The 15,193-nt window shown below is 58.6% G+C and carries 13 protein-coding genes; 7 read left to right on the top strand and 6 right to left on the bottom strand.

Annotated features, from left to right (window positions below; genetic code table 11):
* The first annotated feature begins 39 nt into the window (after positions 1-39).
* On the top strand, positions 40-1,908 hold the full coding sequence (gene htpG, locus AC6I7J_RS14370) for a molecular chaperone HtpG (RefSeq protein WP_185749251.1): 1,869 nt from the start codon (positions 40-42) through the stop codon (positions 1,906-1,908).
* Positions 1,909-2,036: 128 nt separating this feature from the next.
* On the opposite strand, the gene AC6I7J_RS14365 is transcribed toward htpG, so the two are convergent.
* A complete protein-coding gene (locus AC6I7J_RS14365) occupies positions 2,037-2,906 on the bottom strand; it encodes a LysR substrate-binding domain-containing protein (protein ID WP_021507220.1) in 870 nt (289 codons plus the stop codon).
* 189 nt (positions 2,907-3,095) lie between these two features.
* On the opposite strand from AC6I7J_RS14365, the gene AC6I7J_RS14360 reads away from it, so the two are divergent.
* The 4 genes from AC6I7J_RS14360 to AC6I7J_RS14345 all read left to right on the top strand — a co-directional run bounded on the left by AC6I7J_RS14360 (position 3,096) and on the right by AC6I7J_RS14345 (position 7,153).
* Entirely contained in the window at positions 3,096-3,923 is an 828-nt protein-coding gene (locus tag AC6I7J_RS14360; protein WP_283341824.1) for a DUF6024 family protein, read from the top strand.
* 150 nt (positions 3,924-4,073) lie between these two features.
* On the top strand, positions 4,074-4,718 hold the full coding sequence (gene adk / locus AC6I7J_RS14355) for an adenylate kinase (RefSeq protein WP_021507222.1): 645 nt from the start codon (positions 4,074-4,076) through the stop codon (positions 4,716-4,718).
* Positions 4,719-4,833: 115 nt separating this feature from the next.
* A complete protein-coding gene (hemH, locus tag AC6I7J_RS14350) occupies positions 4,834-5,793 on the top strand; it encodes a ferrochelatase (protein WP_021507223.1) in 960 nt (319 codons plus the stop codon).
* Between the two features lie 58 nt (positions 5,794-5,851).
* Positions 5,852-7,153 (top strand): inosine/guanosine kinase, encoded by a 1,302-nt coding sequence (locus tag AC6I7J_RS14345; protein ID WP_021507224.1) that lies wholly within the window; start codon positions 5,852-5,854, stop codon positions 7,151-7,153.
* 98 nt (positions 7,154-7,251) lie between these two features.
* Here the strand turns inward: AC6I7J_RS14345 and ybaL are convergent, their stop codons facing one another.
* Both ybaL and AC6I7J_RS14335 read right to left on the bottom strand, forming a co-directional pair.
* The gene (gene ybaL, locus AC6I7J_RS14340; RefSeq protein ID WP_021508650.1) at positions 7,252-8,940 is read right to left on the bottom strand and encodes a YbaL family putative K(+) efflux transporter; all 1,689 of its coding nucleotides are present in this window, start codon (positions 8,938-8,940) and stop codon (positions 7,252-7,254) included.
* 273 nt (positions 8,941-9,213) lie between these two features.
* On the bottom strand, positions 9,214-10,359 hold the full coding sequence (locus AC6I7J_RS14335; protein WP_498006009.1) for an MFS transporter: 1,146 nt from the start codon (positions 10,357-10,359) through the stop codon (positions 9,214-9,216).
* Between the two features lie 163 nt (positions 10,360-10,522).
* Here AC6I7J_RS14335 and ushA point away from each other — a divergent pair, with 163 nt between their 5' ends.
* On the top strand, positions 10,523-12,274 hold the full coding sequence (gene ushA, locus AC6I7J_RS14330) for a bifunctional UDP-sugar hydrolase/5'-nucleotidase UshA (RefSeq protein ID WP_125309047.1): 1,752 nt from the start codon (positions 10,523-10,525) through the stop codon (positions 12,272-12,274).
* Positions 12,275-12,308: 34 nt separating this feature from the next.
* Here ushA and AC6I7J_RS14325 read toward each other — a convergent pair whose 3' ends face one another.
* The gene (locus AC6I7J_RS14325) at positions 12,309-12,740 is read right to left on the bottom strand and encodes a multidrug/biocide efflux PACE transporter (RefSeq protein WP_264239450.1); all 432 of its coding nucleotides are present in this window, start codon (positions 12,738-12,740) and stop codon (positions 12,309-12,311) included.
* Positions 12,741-12,830: 90 nt separating this feature from the next.
* Here AC6I7J_RS14325 and AC6I7J_RS14320 point away from each other — a divergent pair, with 90 nt between their 5' ends.
* Positions 12,831-13,700, top strand: a complete 870-nt coding sequence (locus AC6I7J_RS14320; RefSeq protein ID WP_021508646.1) for a LysR family transcriptional regulator — start codon at positions 12,831-12,833, stop codon at positions 13,698-13,700.
* Here AC6I7J_RS14320 and ybaK read toward each other — a convergent pair.
* Positions 13,697-14,176: a Cys-tRNA(Pro)/Cys-tRNA(Cys) deacylase YbaK gene (gene ybaK / locus AC6I7J_RS14315; protein WP_021508645.1), complete on the bottom strand. Its 480-nt coding sequence runs from the start codon at positions 14,174-14,176 to the stop codon at positions 13,697-13,699. The two genes, AC6I7J_RS14320 and ybaK, sit on opposite strands and share 4 nt — an antisense overlap.
* Before the next feature lie 163 nt (positions 14,177-14,339).
* Positions 14,340-15,140, bottom strand: a complete 801-nt coding sequence (locus tag AC6I7J_RS14310; protein ID WP_021508644.1) for a TraB/GumN family protein — start codon at positions 15,138-15,140, stop codon at positions 14,340-14,342.
* Between the last annotated feature and the right edge of the window lie 53 nt (positions 15,141-15,193).

Raw genomic sequence — 15,193 nt, 5'->3', positions numbered from 1 at the left:
CAATTGATCAACCCCGATTCTGTTGAGGTAGCAATGACCATGAAAGGACAAGAGACGCGTGGCTTCCAGTCAGAGGTAAAACAACTTCTGCATCTGATGATCCATTCCCTCTATTCAAACAAAGAGATTTTCCTGCGTGAACTGATCTCCAACGCCTCCGATGCGGCTGACAAGCTGCGCTTCCGCGCACTGTCGACGCCGGATCTGTACGAAGGCGATGGCGACCTGCGCGTGCGTATCTCGGTCGACAAGGAAAAACGCACGCTGACGCTGAGCGATAACGGCATCGGGATGCGCCGTGATGAGGTGATTGAAAACCTCGGTACCATCGCGAAATCCGGTACCAAAGCGTTTCTGGAATCGATGGGTTCCGATCAGGCAAAAGACAGTCAGCTGATCGGCCAGTTCGGCGTCGGTTTCTACTCGGCGTTTATCGTGGCTGACAAAGTGACGGTACGCACCCGTGCTGCGGGCGCCAAAGCCGACGAAGGCGTGTTCTGGGAATCCGCCGGCGAAGGCGAGTATACGCTGGCGGAGATTGAGAAAGCCGATCGCGGCACCGAAATTACGCTGCACTTCCGTGAAGGCGAAGATGACTTCCTCGATGCGTGGCGCGTGCGCAACGTGATCAGCAAATATTCCGATCACATCGCGCTGCCGGTGGAGATCGAGACCAAAGACGAAGAGAACGATACCGTCACCTGGGAGAAGATCAACAAAGCCCAGGCGCTGTGGACGCGCAACAAAGGCGAAATCAGCGACGAAGAGTACAACGAGTTCTACAAACACATCGCTCATGATTTCAGCGATCCGGCCATCTGGAGCCACAACCGCGTCGAAGGTAAGCAGGAGTACACCAGTCTGCTGTACATCCCGTCGCGTGCGCCGTTCGACATGTGGAACCGCGACAGCAAGCACGGTCTGAAGCTGTACGTGCAGCGCGTCTTCATCATGGATGACGCGGAACAGTTCATGCCGAACTACCTGCGCTTTGTGCGTGGCCTGATAGATTCCAGCGATCTGCCGCTCAACGTCTCCCGTGAGATCCTGCAGGACAGCCGCGTCACGCAGAGCCTGCGCGCCGCGCTGACCAAACGCAGCCTGCAGATGCTGGAAAAACTGGCCAAAGACGACGCAGAGAAATATCAGCAGTTCTGGAAAGAGTTCGGTCTGGTGCTGAAAGAGGGCCCGGCGGAAGATCATGCCAACCAGGAGGCGATTGCTAAACTGCTGCGTTTCGCCACCACCCAGAGCGAAGGCGCGGCGCAGACCGTTTCACTGGAAGATTACGTTAGCCGCATGGTTGAAGGGCAGGAGAAGATTTACTACATCACTGCCGACAGCTATGCCGCCGCGAAAAGCAGCCCGCATCTGGAGCTGTTCCGTAAGAAAGGCATCGAGGTCCTGCTGCTGTCCGATCGTATCGACGAGTGGATGATGAGCTACCTGACGGAGTTCGATGGCAAAGCGTTCCAGTCGGTGAGCAAAGCGGATGAGTCGCTGAGCAAGCTGGCGGATGAAGAGACGGAAGCGCAGAAGGAAGCGGAAAAAGCGCTGGAGCCGTTCGTCGATCGCGTGAAAACCCTGCTGGGCGAGCGCGTCAAAGAGGTGCGCCTGACCCATCGCCTCACCGACACGCCGGCGATTGTCACCACTGACGCCAACGAAATGACCACGCAGATGGCGAAGCTGTTCGCCGCGGCCGGTCAGGATGTGCCGGAAGTGAAGTACATCTTTGAGATCAACCCGGAGCATACGCTGGTGAAACGCGTGGCTGATACCCAGGATGAAGCGCGCTTTGCGGAGTGGGTTGAACTGCTGCTGGATCAGGCGCTGCTGGCCGAGCGCGGCACGCTGGACGATCCTAACCAGTTTATCCGCCGCATGAATCAGTTGCTGACGGCGTAACGCGGTGCGGTAATCGGAACGGTCGGCATGAATGCCGACCCTACAGGTTACCTGGCACCGATTCGACAACTGTCCACTCTCTGTAGGGTCGTCATTAATGACGACCTTTTTATTTATGCTGCCCTTGCTTACTTCAGCGCTTCATCCCGTAGCCAATCCCGGAACAGCGTAATCTCCGCATCGTGCTGGCGTGACCGCTTGGTCATCATCCAGGTGGCACGGTCGGCGCGCACAAACCCCAGCGGCGCAATCAGCGTGCCGTCGTTCAGCTCCTGACGCACCAGCAGGCGCGGCGCCACAATCACGCCCAGCCCGTTTCTCGCGGCCTGAATCGCCAGCGTCAGATTATCGAAATGTTTGCCCAGCCAAAAATTACCTCGCACTCCGCTGATCTTCGCCCATTCGGCCCAGGCCTGCAGGCGGGTATCGGCGTGCAAAAGCGGCAGCGACGCCAGATCCTGCTCGCTGTGAAAACGCGCCGCGTACTGTGGGGCGCACAGCGGGCCAACGTAATCATCGCTGATGAGCGAGGCATCTATGTCGTCGTCCGGCGCCTGTTCATAACTGAGGATCAGCACATCGGTGTGTTCGCTGCGCAGCTGAGCAATATCGCCCTGCGGCTGAAATTGCACTTCAATATCGGGATAGCGCTGGTAAAAGCTGCTGATGCGCGGAATCAGCCACTGGGATAAAAAACTTGGGGTACAGGCGACGCTCAGATGATTGCGCATCCCGGTGCGAATACTTACGCAGGTGGTAGAGAGTTCGCTAAAGGCTTTCTGGCAGCTCACCAGCAGACGTTCGCCGTGAGAGGTTAAGCGCACGCGCCCGTTGGTGCGGATGAACAGGGGCTTGCCCATCCAGCTCTCCAGCTGGCGAATCTGATGGCTGATGGCGCTGTGGGTGACATGGAGACATTCGGCCGCGACGCTAAAGCTGCAATGCAGCGCCGCCTGATGAAAATAGTGCAGTGCACGTAACGACGGAAGCGCGGTCATACTCATCCCCTGTGTAAAAACCTAACAGGGATTGTCAGTTTATATCATTTTAATGTCCAGCCGCATTAACCTAACCTTTCCTGCTTAATCTGGCGGGTTGACGGACCGGCTGCGCTGTGTACAGCAGCGGCGATGTCCGCTGCCAGCGCCAGCTTCACACAGCAGAATAACCAAGAGAAATGTCACGTGATGACTTCACAACAGGCTACTGCCAGGGCGGCGGCGCGCGATCGGCTGCGCGGCTTGCTGTCCCGTCACTATCGGCTGGAAAATTACGATCTGTTTTTTGCCCCTTCACTGCACATCGCGCGTGTGCTGCTCTCGCAACTGTTTCTGCGCCAGGAGCAGGCGCGCAATCAGACGCGCTACGCCGCGCAATATCCGGTCAGCGAACTCAGCGTGCTGCCGGCCCTGCCGATGATGGCGGGCAATATCGCGCTGGTCGATCACGTCGATATGCAGCAGGGCCGGGTGCGCAATCTGAGTGCCTGCCAGAGCCAGGGCGTGACGCACGCGTCCGGTTCCTTCGCCAGCGTGTTGCATAAACGACTCATCAGCGAGGCACGACTGTTTGTCACCCAGCTGAATCAGCATGCGATGCTGAGCGACGATCTGGTGCTGATTGCGCTGCGTACTCATGATTTTAGTACGCTGGTGCGCAGCGAACTGCGGCTGTTCGAACAGGGACTGGCGCTGGGTGACGCGCCGGAACGCGCGCTGGAGTGCATGGCGCAGGACGACTGGCAGCCCTTCAACGTTGCCACTGTCGACAGCCTGACGCTGGATACGCCGTTCACGCTGCAGTCGATTCACCAGCCCGGCCTGCCGTTTGCGCTGCTGCCCTTGCCGCCCGGCAGTGCGCTGCCAGCGTTGCCCGCAGATATGCAGCTGCTGCCCGCGCCGCATCGCCTGTTTTTGCCGGTCAGCGTGCGCGGCAACGGCAATAAGCCGCAGAACGTCACCGCTGCGCTAAAAAAACGGCTGCGCGAGGTGCTCAGAGACAGCCGAAATTCTTAAAAACGCGCCTGCTACTGGCGCACCGCGCTAAAGCAGGTCAAAGTAGGCCTTTCAGCGCCCGGGGGCCCGTTGCCTTGTGGTGTGCGGGTCATAATGGTATGTTTTGGCCTTCTCAGATTGATCAATGCGATTCGCAAGGGGAATTACGCAATGCGTATTATTCTGCTCGGGGCACCGGGCGCAGGTAAGGGCACTCAGGCTCAATTCATCATGGAGAAATACGGTATTCCGCAGATCTCCACGGGCGACATGTTGCGTGCGGCTGTCAAAGCCGGCACCGAATTGGGCCAGCAGGCGAAAGCCATCATGGATGCCGGTAAACTGGTAACGGACGAACTGGTGATTGCGCTGGTTAAAGAGCGTATCGCGCAGGAAGACTGCAAAAACGGCTTCCTGCTCGATGGTTTCCCACGCACCATTCCGCAGGCTGACGCCATGAAAGAGGCGGGCATCAAGGTGGATTACGTGCTCGAGTTCGCCGTACCGGACGAACTGATTGTCGATCGCATTGTCGGCCGTCGCGTGCATGCGCCGTCAGGCCGCGTTTACCACATCAAATACAATCCGCCAAAAGTGGAAGGTAAAGATGACGTGACCGGCGAAGAGCTGACCACGCGTAAAGATGACCAGGAAGAGACCGTGCGTAAGCGTCTGGTGGAATACCATCAGCTGACCGCGCCGCTGATTGCTTACTACAGCAAAGAAGCCGAAGCCGGTAACACCGAATACCACAAAATCGACGGCACCCGCCAGGTGACCGAAGTGAGTGCACAGCTGGCCGATATCCTCGGCTAAGTGGTGACCAGGGCCGGTTGTCCGGCCCTTTTGCAGCAATTGCTTTCCCCCTCCGCTTTTTCCGCTACAATTTCCCCCGATTCAGAACCATTGTCTGCGACATCAAGGAAATACAATGAGGCAAGATAAGCCTGGGGTTTTACTGGTTAACTTAGGTACACCAGACGCACCGACCACCGCGGCGGTGAAACGCTATCTGAAACAGTTCCTCGGCGATCCGCGCGTGGTGGATACGCCGCGCTGGCTGTGGTGGCCGATTCTCAATTTCATCATTCTGCCGTTCCGCTCGCCGCGCGTCTCGAAGCTGTACGCATCGGTGTGGATGGACGAAGGTTCCCCGCTGATGGTGTTCAGCAAGCGGCAGCGTGCCGCGCTGGCGCAGCGGCTGGATATGCCGGTAGAGCTGGGCATGAGTTACGGCCAGCCGAGCCTCAACGGTGCGGTTGAGCGTCTGCTGGCGCAGGGTGTCACCAAATTCATCGTGCTGCCGCTCTATCCGCAGTTCTCCTGCTCCACGGTGGCGGCAGTGTGGGATGGCCTGGCGGCCAGCTTTAAACCGCTGCGTTCCCTGCCGGAAGTAGCGTTTATCCGCGATTACGCCGAACATCCGGCCTATATCGCCGCGCTGAAGGCCTCGGTGGAGCGCTCGTTTGCCCAACACGGCGAGCCGGATCTGCTGGTGCTCTCTTACCACGGCATTCCGCAACGCTTCGCCAATGAAGGCGACGACTATCCGCTGCGCTGCAAAGACACCACCGACGCCCTGGCCGCCGCGCTCGGCATTGCGCCGCATAAAATCATGATGACCTTCCAGTCGCGCTTTGGCCGCGAGCCATGGCTGATGCCGTACACGGATGAGACCATGAAAAGCCTGCCGGCCAAAGGGATCAAACATGTGCAGGTGATGAGTCCGGGCTTTGCGGCGGACTGCCTCGAGACGCTGGAGGAGATCAGCGGCGAAAACTGCGAAATCTTCCTGCACGCTGGCGGCGAGAAATTTGAATACATTCCGGCGCTTAATGCGGATGATGAGCACATCGAGATGATGGTGCAGCTGGTACAAGCGCGCCGCTAAGGGTGCGGCAGAGAATGTGATATCATTCTCTGCCTGATTTTCCCTGACGGCAGCTTTCATGAAATTTCCCGGCAAACGCAAATCCAAACACTATTTTCCCGTCAACGCGCGCGATCCGCTGCTGCAGGCTTCCCAGCAGGAGCAGGAAGAGGGCAGCTGGGTGGTGGGTATCGACCAGACGCTGGTGGATATCGAAGCCAAAGTCGATGACGACTTCCTGCAGCGCTATGGCCTGAGCGCCGGTCATTCGCTGGTCATCGACGATGCGACCGCCGAAGCGCTGTATAACGAGCTGATGCGCGAGCAGCTGATCAGCCACCAGTTTGCCGGCGGTACCATCGGTAATACGCTGCACAACTACTCGGTGCTGGCTGATGACCGTTCGGTGCTGCTCGGCGTGATGTGTAACAACATCCAGATTGGCGGTTACGCCTATCGCTACCTGTGCAATACCTCCAGCCGCATGGACCTTAACTTCCTGCAGGGCGTCGATGGCGCCATTGGCCGCTGCTTTACCCTGATCGGCGAGCAGGGCGAGCGCACCTTTGCTATCAGCCCTGGCCTGATGAACCAGCTGCAGGCTGCCAGTATTCCGGAAGAGGTGATTGCCGGTGCGTCGGCGCTGGTGCTGACGTCCTACCTGGTGCGCTGTCAGCCGGGTGAACCGATGCCGGAAGCGACGCTGCGGGCCATTGAGTTCGCCAAAAAGCACAATGTACCGGTGGTGCTGACGCTCGGTACCAAATATGTGATTCAGGATAACCCGCAGTTCTGGCGCGATTTCCTGCGCGAACACGTCTCGATTGTGGCGATGAATGAAGAGGAAGCGTTCGCGCTGACCGGCGAAGCGGATCCGCTGCTGGCCTCCAACATGGCGCTGGACTGGGTCGATCTGGTGCTGTGCACCGCCGGACCGACCGGGTTGTATATGGCCGGATTCACCGAAGAGGCGTTCAAGCGCAAAACCAATCATCCGCTGTTGCCGGGGGCGATTGCCGAGTTCAACCAGTTTGAGTTCAGCCGCGCCATGCGTCATCAGGATTGCCAGCAGCCGCTGCGGATCTTCTCGCACATTGCGCCTTACATGGGTGGTCCGGAGAAGATCATGAACACCAACGGTGCCGGTGATGGCGCGCTGGCGGCGCTGCTGCACGATATTACCGCCAACAATTTCCACCGTCAGAAAGTGCCAAACTCCAGCAAACACGCCCGCGAATACCTGACCTACTCGTCGCTGGCGCAGGTGTGCAAATATGCCAACCGCGTCAGTTATCAGGTGCTGAACCAGCACTCACCGCGTCTGACGCGCGGGCTGCCGGAGCGGGAAGACAGTTTAGAAGAGTCTTACTGGGACAGGTAATAACGAACCCGTAGCGGCGCAATTTATTGCGCATTCTTCAGCCGTGATATGGCTTTAGTATGCGCAATAAATTGCGCCGCTACGGTGTAATAATGTCTTTAAATCGGGCACTCGCGCACAATCGGGTTTTGCGCGATCTCTTCCTGCAATACATGCAACATACTGTTGGCAATCTCCCGCTCGCCCATCACCACGCGATTGGCGCCACGCTCCATGATATAGGCCACTTCGTCGTCGTAATGCGCCCGGGCGATAATCTCAATATCTGCCCGCTTTTCGCGCGCGGCGGTAACAATTTCCCCGGCTTCATAGCCGTTGGGGATGGTCAGGAGCAGCCAGCGCGCGCAGTCAAGACGCGCTAAATCCATGGTATCGACTCGCGCCGCGTTGCCCAGCACGGCTTTGATGCCCTGTTCGCGCAGCGCTTCGACGCGCGGGCGCGAATTCTCCACCACCACCAGCGGCACATCAGCTTCCATCAGCTGCTGTCCCAGCAGGCTGCCAACACGGCCGTAGCCGACAATCACCGCATGATTGCAGATATCCACCGGAATCTGCTTCTCTTCTTCAATTGCCTCTTCCAGCGTCTGCTCTTCCATGGTCTCGGTTTTGTCGAGATAACGCTCCAGCACGGTAAACAGAATCGGGTTAAGCATGATGGAGAGAATCGCCGCCGCCAGCACCAGGTTGCGACCTTCATCGCTCAGCATACCGAGCGAAATCCCCAGTCCGGCGAGGATAAAAGCGAATTCGCCAATCTGCGCCAGGCTGACGGAGATGGTCAGCGCGGTGCGCCGCGAGTGGCCGAGCAGCGTGACCAGCAGCCAGGCGGCAATCGATTTACCCAGCACGATAATGGCCAGCGCACCCAGCACCGCCAGCGGTTGCTCCAGCAGGATCATCGGGTCGAACAGCATGCCGACCGAGACAAAAAACAGCACGGCAAACGCATCGCGCAGCGGCAGTGTGTCGTGTGCCGCCCGGTGGCTCAGCTCTGATTCATTCAGCACCATGCCGGCAAAAAAGGCGCCGAGGGCAAAGGAAACATCAAAGAATTCCACCGCGCCAAACGCGATACCCAGCGCCAGCGCCAGTACCGACAGCGTAAACAGCTCGCGTGAACCAGTGGCGGCGCTTTTGGCCAGAATCCACGGCACCACGCGGCGGCCGACCACCATCATCAGCACCATAAAGGCAGCGACTTTGCCGATGGTTAGTAACAGGTCCCACGCAAGCAGCGTCGGGCTGGCATTTCCCTGCTCCAGCATGCCGGCGATGGCCGGCAGCAGCACCAGCGTCAGCACCATTACCAGGTCTTCGACGATCAGCCAGCCGATGGCGATCTGCCCGCGCTGGCTATCAATCAGTTGACGCTCTTCCAGCGCGCGCAGCAGCACCACGGTACTGGCGGTAGAGAGACACAGGCCAAACACCAGGCCGGTCATCCATGACCAGCCCATCGCCCATGACAGACCCATTCCCAGCAGCGTGGCGACCGCGATCTGCGCGATGGCACCGGGAATGGCGATCGACTTTACCGACATCAAATCCTTAAGCGAGAAGTGCAGACCGACGCCGAACATCAGCAGAATGACGCCGAGTTCAGCCAGTTCGGGGGCCAGATTGGTATCCGCGACGAAGCCCGGGGTAAAAGGACCCGCCAGCACGCCGGCCAGCAGATAGCCGACCAGCGGCGAGATGCGCAGGCGATTCGCCAGCATACCAAGGAGAAATGCGAGGACCAGACCTCCGACAATGGTGGTGATCAACGGGGTAGTGTGATGCATGCCTGTCTCCTTGTGTGCAAATGTATCCGCTTGTAACAACCTAGTGTAATGCACAATCGTTCGCCGCGTTTAAACATTTGAGCGGTGAAAGACGAAAAAATTGAAAAAATGAGACAAAAACGCAGCCGAAGCGCTATTTTCCTCAGTTATCTAAGCATATCGGCAGGATTTATGCAGAATAGGAGGGAGCAGAGAAAAATAGTTGCCCCCCGAAAGGGCTCAGCGCTGCTGCTGATCAGGTAAGAAAGCGGCCAACAGGCCAATAAGTGGCAGCTAGGCGCAGATTTGATACACCCATTCGATACTGGTGTGGTCGGCTACCACGCCCAGGACCGCCGCGCCGAGGCCACCCATGCCAAAAGCAAAACCGAAAAACAGCCCGGAAACCATACCGATACGCCCCGGCAGCAGCTCCTGGGCATAGACCAGAATGGCGGAAAACGCCGAGGCAAGGATCAGACCAATAATGACGCTCAGCACGCTGGTCCACATCAGGCTGGCGTGCGGTAACAGCAGGGTAAACGGCGCCACGCCGAGAATCGATCCCCAGATGACATATTTGCGCCCGATTTTATCGCCTATCGGCCCACCGATAATGGTGCCGGCGGCGACTGCACCCAAAAAGGCAAACAGATGGAACTGTGAATCCTGCACCGACAGCCCGAATTTGTGCATCAGATAGAAGGTGTAATAGCTGCTCAGGCTGGTGAGATAAAAGTACTTGGAGAATATCAGCAGCAGCAGAATGCCGATGGCCAGCGCTACTTTATTGCGCGGCAGGGGGTTACGCGGCCTGCTGGCAGCGCTGGCCTGCGTGGCGCGCTGCTGGTGGCTGTACCAGCGGCTCACCTGCAGCAGTACAATGATGCCGAGCAGCGCGGCCAGCATGAACCAGCTGAGATGGCCTTTGCCATAGGGCGCGACGATGATGGCGGCCAGCAGCGGCCCGAGCGCGCTGCCAAAATTACCACCGACCTGAAACAGCGACTGAGCCAGCCCGTGGCGGCCGCCGGAGGCCATGCGCGCCACGCGCGACGATTCCGGATGAAACACCGATGAGCCGCAGCCAACCAGCGCTGCGGCCAGCAGCACCTGCGGATAAGTGCTGGCAAAGGTCAGCAGCGCCAGACCGAACAGGGTAAACCCCATCCCGACCGGCAGTGACCAGGGTTTCGGATATTTGTCGGTGTAATAGCCAATCAGCGGTTGTAATAATGAGGCCGTCACCTGATATGTCAGAGTAATCAAACCAATTTGCACAAAGCTGAGGCTGAAATCTTTCTGCAGCAGCGGATAGATCGCCAGTAATAGCGATTGCAGCATATCGTTCAGCAGATGCGCGAGACTGATGGCACCAAGAATGCCAAAAGCGGTACGCCCGGTGCGCCGCGTCGGGGTTAACGTCTGTTCACTTGCCATAAAGATCCTGAAGGGGTGGGAATTTCGTTATCAGATTGTTACGTCATGCATGACTGTATTCGCCTTTGGCCTTGAGTTAAAGGGCGAACTGTGCGACACAGAAGGGCGAAAAAGCACATCCGGCGCACCGTCCGGTAAAAAACGCAGAATAAGGAGATCGGCTTTGTTGTTATCACCGCACAGAGGGCGCTGGCTGGCGCTGATTATGCTGCTGTTGCCGCTGCTGGCGCAGGCGTGGCAGCCGGACCGCAGCTACCGTTTCAGCATTTTGCACACCAACGATCATCACGGCCACTTCTGGGCCAACGCGCAGGGTGAATATGGTCTGGCCGCGCAGAAAACGCTGATGGATCAGCAGCGGTACGATGTGCAGGCGAAGGGCGGCGGCGCGCTAATTCTGTCGGCGGGCGACGTCAACACCGGCGTGCCGGAATCGGATGTGCTGAACGCCGAGCCGGACATTCGCGGCATGAACCTTATCGGCTATGACGCGATGGCGCTCGGTAACCACGAATTCGACAAACCGCTCAGCGTGCTGCAAAAGCAGCAGAAGTGGGCGAAGTTTCCTTTTCTTGCCGCCAACATTTATGCCAAAGGCAGCGATAAGCGCCTGTTTAAGCCGTGGGCGATATTCAACCGTATGGGGCTGAAAATTGCGGTGATAGGCCTGACCACCACTGATACGCTGCGCATCGCCAATCCGCAAAACGTGGCGCAGATAGAGATTCGCGATCCGGTGAAAGAGACGGAAAAAGCGGTGGCGGAACTGCGCGCCAGCGACAAGCCGGATGTGATTATCGCGCTGACGCACATGGGCCACTACGACGACGGGCAGCATGGCAGCAACGCACCGGGCGATGTGGAGCTGGCGCGCAGCCTGCCGCCGGGCACGGTTAATGTGATCGTCGGCGGCCATTCGCACGATGCAGTGTGCATGGCAAAAGAGAACGTCAGCGTGGCGGATTATCAGCCCGGACAGCCGTGCCAGCCGGATCGCCAGAACGGCGTGTGGATCGTGCAGGCGAAAGAGTGGGGGAAATTTGTCGGTCGCGGCGATTTCACCTTCCGCAATGGTGAGCTGACGCTGGATAACTATCAGCTGATTCCGGTCAACCTTAAGCACAAGGTGAAGAACCTTGATGGCAGCGAAACCTGGCTGCCGTATCAGGAAGCGATAGCGCAGAACGGCGCAATGATGAAGCTGCTGACGCCGTATCAGCTGCGCGCCGGCAAACAGCTGGCGGTCAACGTGGGTCGCAGCGACAGCGTGTTTGATGGCGACCGCAGCAAGGTGCGCTTTGAACAAATGCCGCTGGCTCAGCTGATCCTGCGTGCGCAGATGGCGGCTACTCAGGCCGACTTTGCCGTTATCAGCGGCGGCGGTATTCGCACCTCGCTGGCGCAGGGCGAGATCAGCTGGCGCGATCTGTTGCAGATCCAGCCATTTGGCAATCAGGTGGTGTCCGTGACGCTGACGGGCAAAGAGCTGCTGAACTACCTGGCGACGGTGGCGAATATCAAAGCCGATTCCGGCGGTTTCGCGCAGTTCAGCAACATCAGCCTGGTGGCCGATGGCAAAAGCGTCAGCGCAGTGAAAATCAATGGCGAGCCGCTGCAGCTGGATAAAACCTATCGCATGGCCACCAACAGCTTTAACGCCAGCGGCGGCGACGGCTACCCGGTGATTGATGGCCATGCTGGTTTCCGCAACAGCGGCCTGCGTGATGCGGAGGTGCTGCGCAGCTATGTCAGTCAGCACTCACCGCTGCGCGTCGCCGATTATGTGCCACCGCAGATTGTGCACCTGACACCGCAGCAGGTTGAGGAGCGCGACAAAGCGCTGGAGAAGCAAAAGAAGCGCAGCTATCCGCAGATGATCCTGGCGTGGATCTGGCCGCGCGCGGCGCACGAGTGACAACACGGGCGGCACTTCAGCCGCCCGTGGTTTTTCAGGCGCGGCAGGATTTCTGGCTCACCCAGCGCTGGCGCAGCTTATCCCATGCCCAGTTGTAAGCCATGGTGTAGGGCAGAAAGAACAGAAAGAACGCCACTTCCAGGAGGAAAGCCTCCAGCAGCGAAATGTGCAACATCCACGCGGCAATCGGCAGGCCAATAAGGATAAAGCCGCCTTCAAAGCCGAGCGCATGCAGCGCGCGCAGGCCGAGACCGCGCTGGCGCTGCGGCGGACAGAGGCGGTCAAAACCGCTGTTATAAATGATGTTCCACAGCATGGCGACGGTCGACAGCATAATCGCCAGCGCGCCCATCTGAAACAGCGGTTTATCCATGATCCAGGCGGCCAGCGGCGCAACCGTGACGATCGCTAACCCTTCAAAGCCTGCGGCATGACAAAAACGTTCTTTCAGTGAACGGGTACGCATATAAACCTCCTTTTGAGTAACGCCACGCATTTTCTCACTGCACAATGCTAAGATAAAATGATTACCTATCGATAAAAGCGATGGTTCAGCATGAAGTACTCACCAGAATCCCTTGAGGCATTTGTCCAGACCGTCGCCAGCGGCTCGTTTTCTGCAGCGGCGCGTGCGCTGGCAAAAAGTCAGTCCACCATCAGTAGCGCGGTGGCCAATCTCGAAGATGACTTAGGCTTTGCGCTGTTTGATCGCAGCGGTCGCCAGCCGGTGCTGACCGCTCAGGGCCAGCGCGCGCTGGCACAGGTGCAGCAAATTCTTGCTGCCAGCCAGCGGCTGGATGAACTGGCGGTGCGGCTGTCGCAGGGCGTTGAGCCGCGCCTCAGCCTGGCCATTTCCGACTTCTGGCAGGCCGATCACCATGAAAATCTGCTGACGCGCTTTGAGGCGCGCTATCCGGATATCGAATTTGAATGCATGATTGCAGAAGATGAGGATGTGCTGGATTTACTGCAGGCCGGGCGCGTACATCTTGGCGTGGTGCGCGCCCAGCCGCGTTTGCCGCCGGATCTGGCGGTGGCGCGACTGCAGGTTGAAGCGCAAATGGCGATTTTCCTGCATCAGGATCACCCGCTGGCAGCCCGTTCGCAGGTGAGCGAGGCGCAGCTGGGTGAATTGCGTCAGCTGCGGCTCAATACCTGGGTGGAAACCCGCCAGCCGCTGCCGGCCGGGCGTACCTGGTCGGCCCCAACTTATCTGTTGTTGCTGGAGATGGCGGAGCAGGGGTTTGGCTGGAGCGTACTGCCGCGCTGGCTGGTGCAGCAGTTTGGTCATCAGGTCTTGCGCGAGCTGCCGGTGCCGGGCTGGCCGCAGCACATCGCGGTGGATGTCATCTGGTCGCGGCGCAATCCGCCGGGCCCGGCCGGGCGCTGGATGATCGACCAGCTGTGCGCGCAGCAGCCTGATTAATCGCGGCGCGCCACGTCAGCCAGCGTGGCATCCAGCAGCCGTGCCAGATCCTGCGCGGCCAGTTCGATATCCAGCCCGCGCTTGCCGCCGGAAATAAAGATGGTCGGGAATTCGCTGGCCTGCTGATCGATCACCGTCGGCAGCCGCTTTTTCTGCCCCAGCGGACTGATGCCACCCACCAGATAGCCGGTGACGCGCTGCGCCAGTTGCGGATCGGCCATGTCGGCTTTCTTCGCCCCCAGCGCTTTGGCGACTTTTTTCAAATCCAGCTGTGAGGAGACCGGCGTCACCGCTACTGCCAGCGCTTTGCCATCACCGTTAAGCGCCACCAGCAGGGTTTTAAACACCTGGCGCGCATCCAGGTTGAGCTTGCGCACCGCCTCGTCACCGAAGTGGGTTTCATGGCTGTCATGCTCATAGGGATGCAGGGTAAAAGCGACCTGTTGTTTTTCCAGCAGTTTTACGGCGGGTGTCATATTCAATCCTTGCTACGAAAATTCTTATCTCGGTTTGCGTGAAAGTACTGGCGAAAATCTGAACTTTGCGCGAAAATTGGCCGGCGCCAGTCACCCTGGCGATAACCAAAATCATAAACAAATTCCTCTTTGACGGGCCGATAGCAATATTGGCCTTCTTTTTTTATGCCTTCAGCAGTTGCGGCAAATTGTCTTCGCCGTACAGATGCAGTGCACCGACCGCCACCACATAGCGCCCGCGCGGCAGCGCCAGCAGCAGCTCGCGCCAGTGCTGATTACGGTTGCGCATCAGGGTATCGTTCAGTTCACTACTGAACGTAGTCGGCAGCGCCACCGGCTGACTGGCGGGCGGCGCATCCAGCCACCAGCTGATCATGGTTTGCAGCAGTCGCGCGTTGGTGTGCCAGTGTTCCAGCGTATCCAGCAGCAGCGCCAGGCCATCCTGCGGTAGTGATTTCAGCAACGCGATCTGCGTTTCCGGCCCTTCCAGCTCAATAATGCGTTTTCCTGCCGCCTGCGCTGCCTGCAGCAGCTGATAGTCAATACCGTACTGCGGTCGCAGCCCCAGCCGCTGCGCCTGCTGCGCCTGCAGCATCAGCGCAATTTGCCAGAACGGCAGGCTATCAAACAGCGCGATGTTCAGTGACAGCTCATCGCACAGCGCCGTCAGCTGCTGCAGCGTCTCTGGCGTCAGCCGCGTTGCCAGCGGCGGATATGCTTCACCCTCACTAAACGGTGAACTGCCGCGGGTAATATCCGCTTCTACCACCAGCGCATCGGCTTTCTGCAGCTGGCGCAGCAAGCCGGCCGGCAGCGGTTGCATATCGCGCGTACCCATATGAATACTGCCAGCCAGATGCAGACGGCGGTCTCCGAGTCTGATATCCATGGCGGGCCAGCTGTAGCTGGCGGGGAACAGGCTGCTGGCCAGCTGTTGCAGGCGGTGCCACACACTGCGTCTCATGCCGTGTCCTTTTTAAGTCAAAAATCCATGCTAGCGATTTCGCTCAGCGAAAG

It is taken from the genome of Type-C symbiont of Plautia stali (genome assembly GCF_059730935.1).
This window is presented reverse-complemented; position numbering and strand designations above follow the sequence as displayed.

Coding starts and splice junctions, on each gene's coding strand:
- AC6I7J_RS14325 (WP_264239450.1), bottom strand. CDS start 12,740: ATGCGTACCCGTTCACTGAAAGAACGTTTTTGTCATGCCGCAGGCTTT.
- AC6I7J_RS14320 (WP_021508646.1), top strand. CDS start 12,831: ATGAAGTACTCACCAGAATCCCTTGAGGCATTTGTCCAGACCGTCGCC.
- AC6I7J_RS14345 (WP_021507224.1), top strand. CDS start 5,852: ATGAAATTTCCCGGCAAACGCAAATCCAAACACTATTTTCCCGTCAAC.
- adk (WP_021507222.1), top strand. CDS start 4,074: ATGCGTATTATTCTGCTCGGGGCACCGGGCGCAGGTAAGGGCACTCAG.
- AC6I7J_RS14360 (WP_283341824.1), top strand. CDS start 3,096: ATGACTTCACAACAGGCTACTGCCAGGGCGGCGGCGCGCGATCGGCTG.
- AC6I7J_RS14310 (WP_021508644.1), bottom strand. CDS start 15,140: ATGAGACGCAGTGTGTGGCACCGCCTGCAACAGCTGGCCAGCAGCCTG.
- AC6I7J_RS14335 (WP_498006009.1), bottom strand. CDS start 10,359: ATGGCAAGTGAACAGACGTTAACCCCGACGCGGCGCACCGGGCGTACC.
- hemH (WP_021507223.1), top strand. CDS start 4,834: ATGAGGCAAGATAAGCCTGGGGTTTTACTGGTTAACTTAGGTACACCA.
- ybaL (WP_021508650.1), bottom strand. CDS start 8,940: ATGCATCACACTACCCCGTTGATCACCACCATTGTCGGAGGTCTGGTC.
- htpG (WP_185749251.1), top strand. CDS start 40: ATGAAAGGACAAGAGACGCGTGGCTTCCAGTCAGAGGTAAAACAACTT.
- ybaK (WP_021508645.1), bottom strand. CDS start 14,176: ATGACACCCGCCGTAAAACTGCTGGAAAAACAACAGGTCGCTTTTACC.
- AC6I7J_RS14365 (WP_021507220.1), bottom strand. CDS start 2,906: ATGACCGCGCTTCCGTCGTTACGTGCACTGCACTATTTTCATCAGGCG.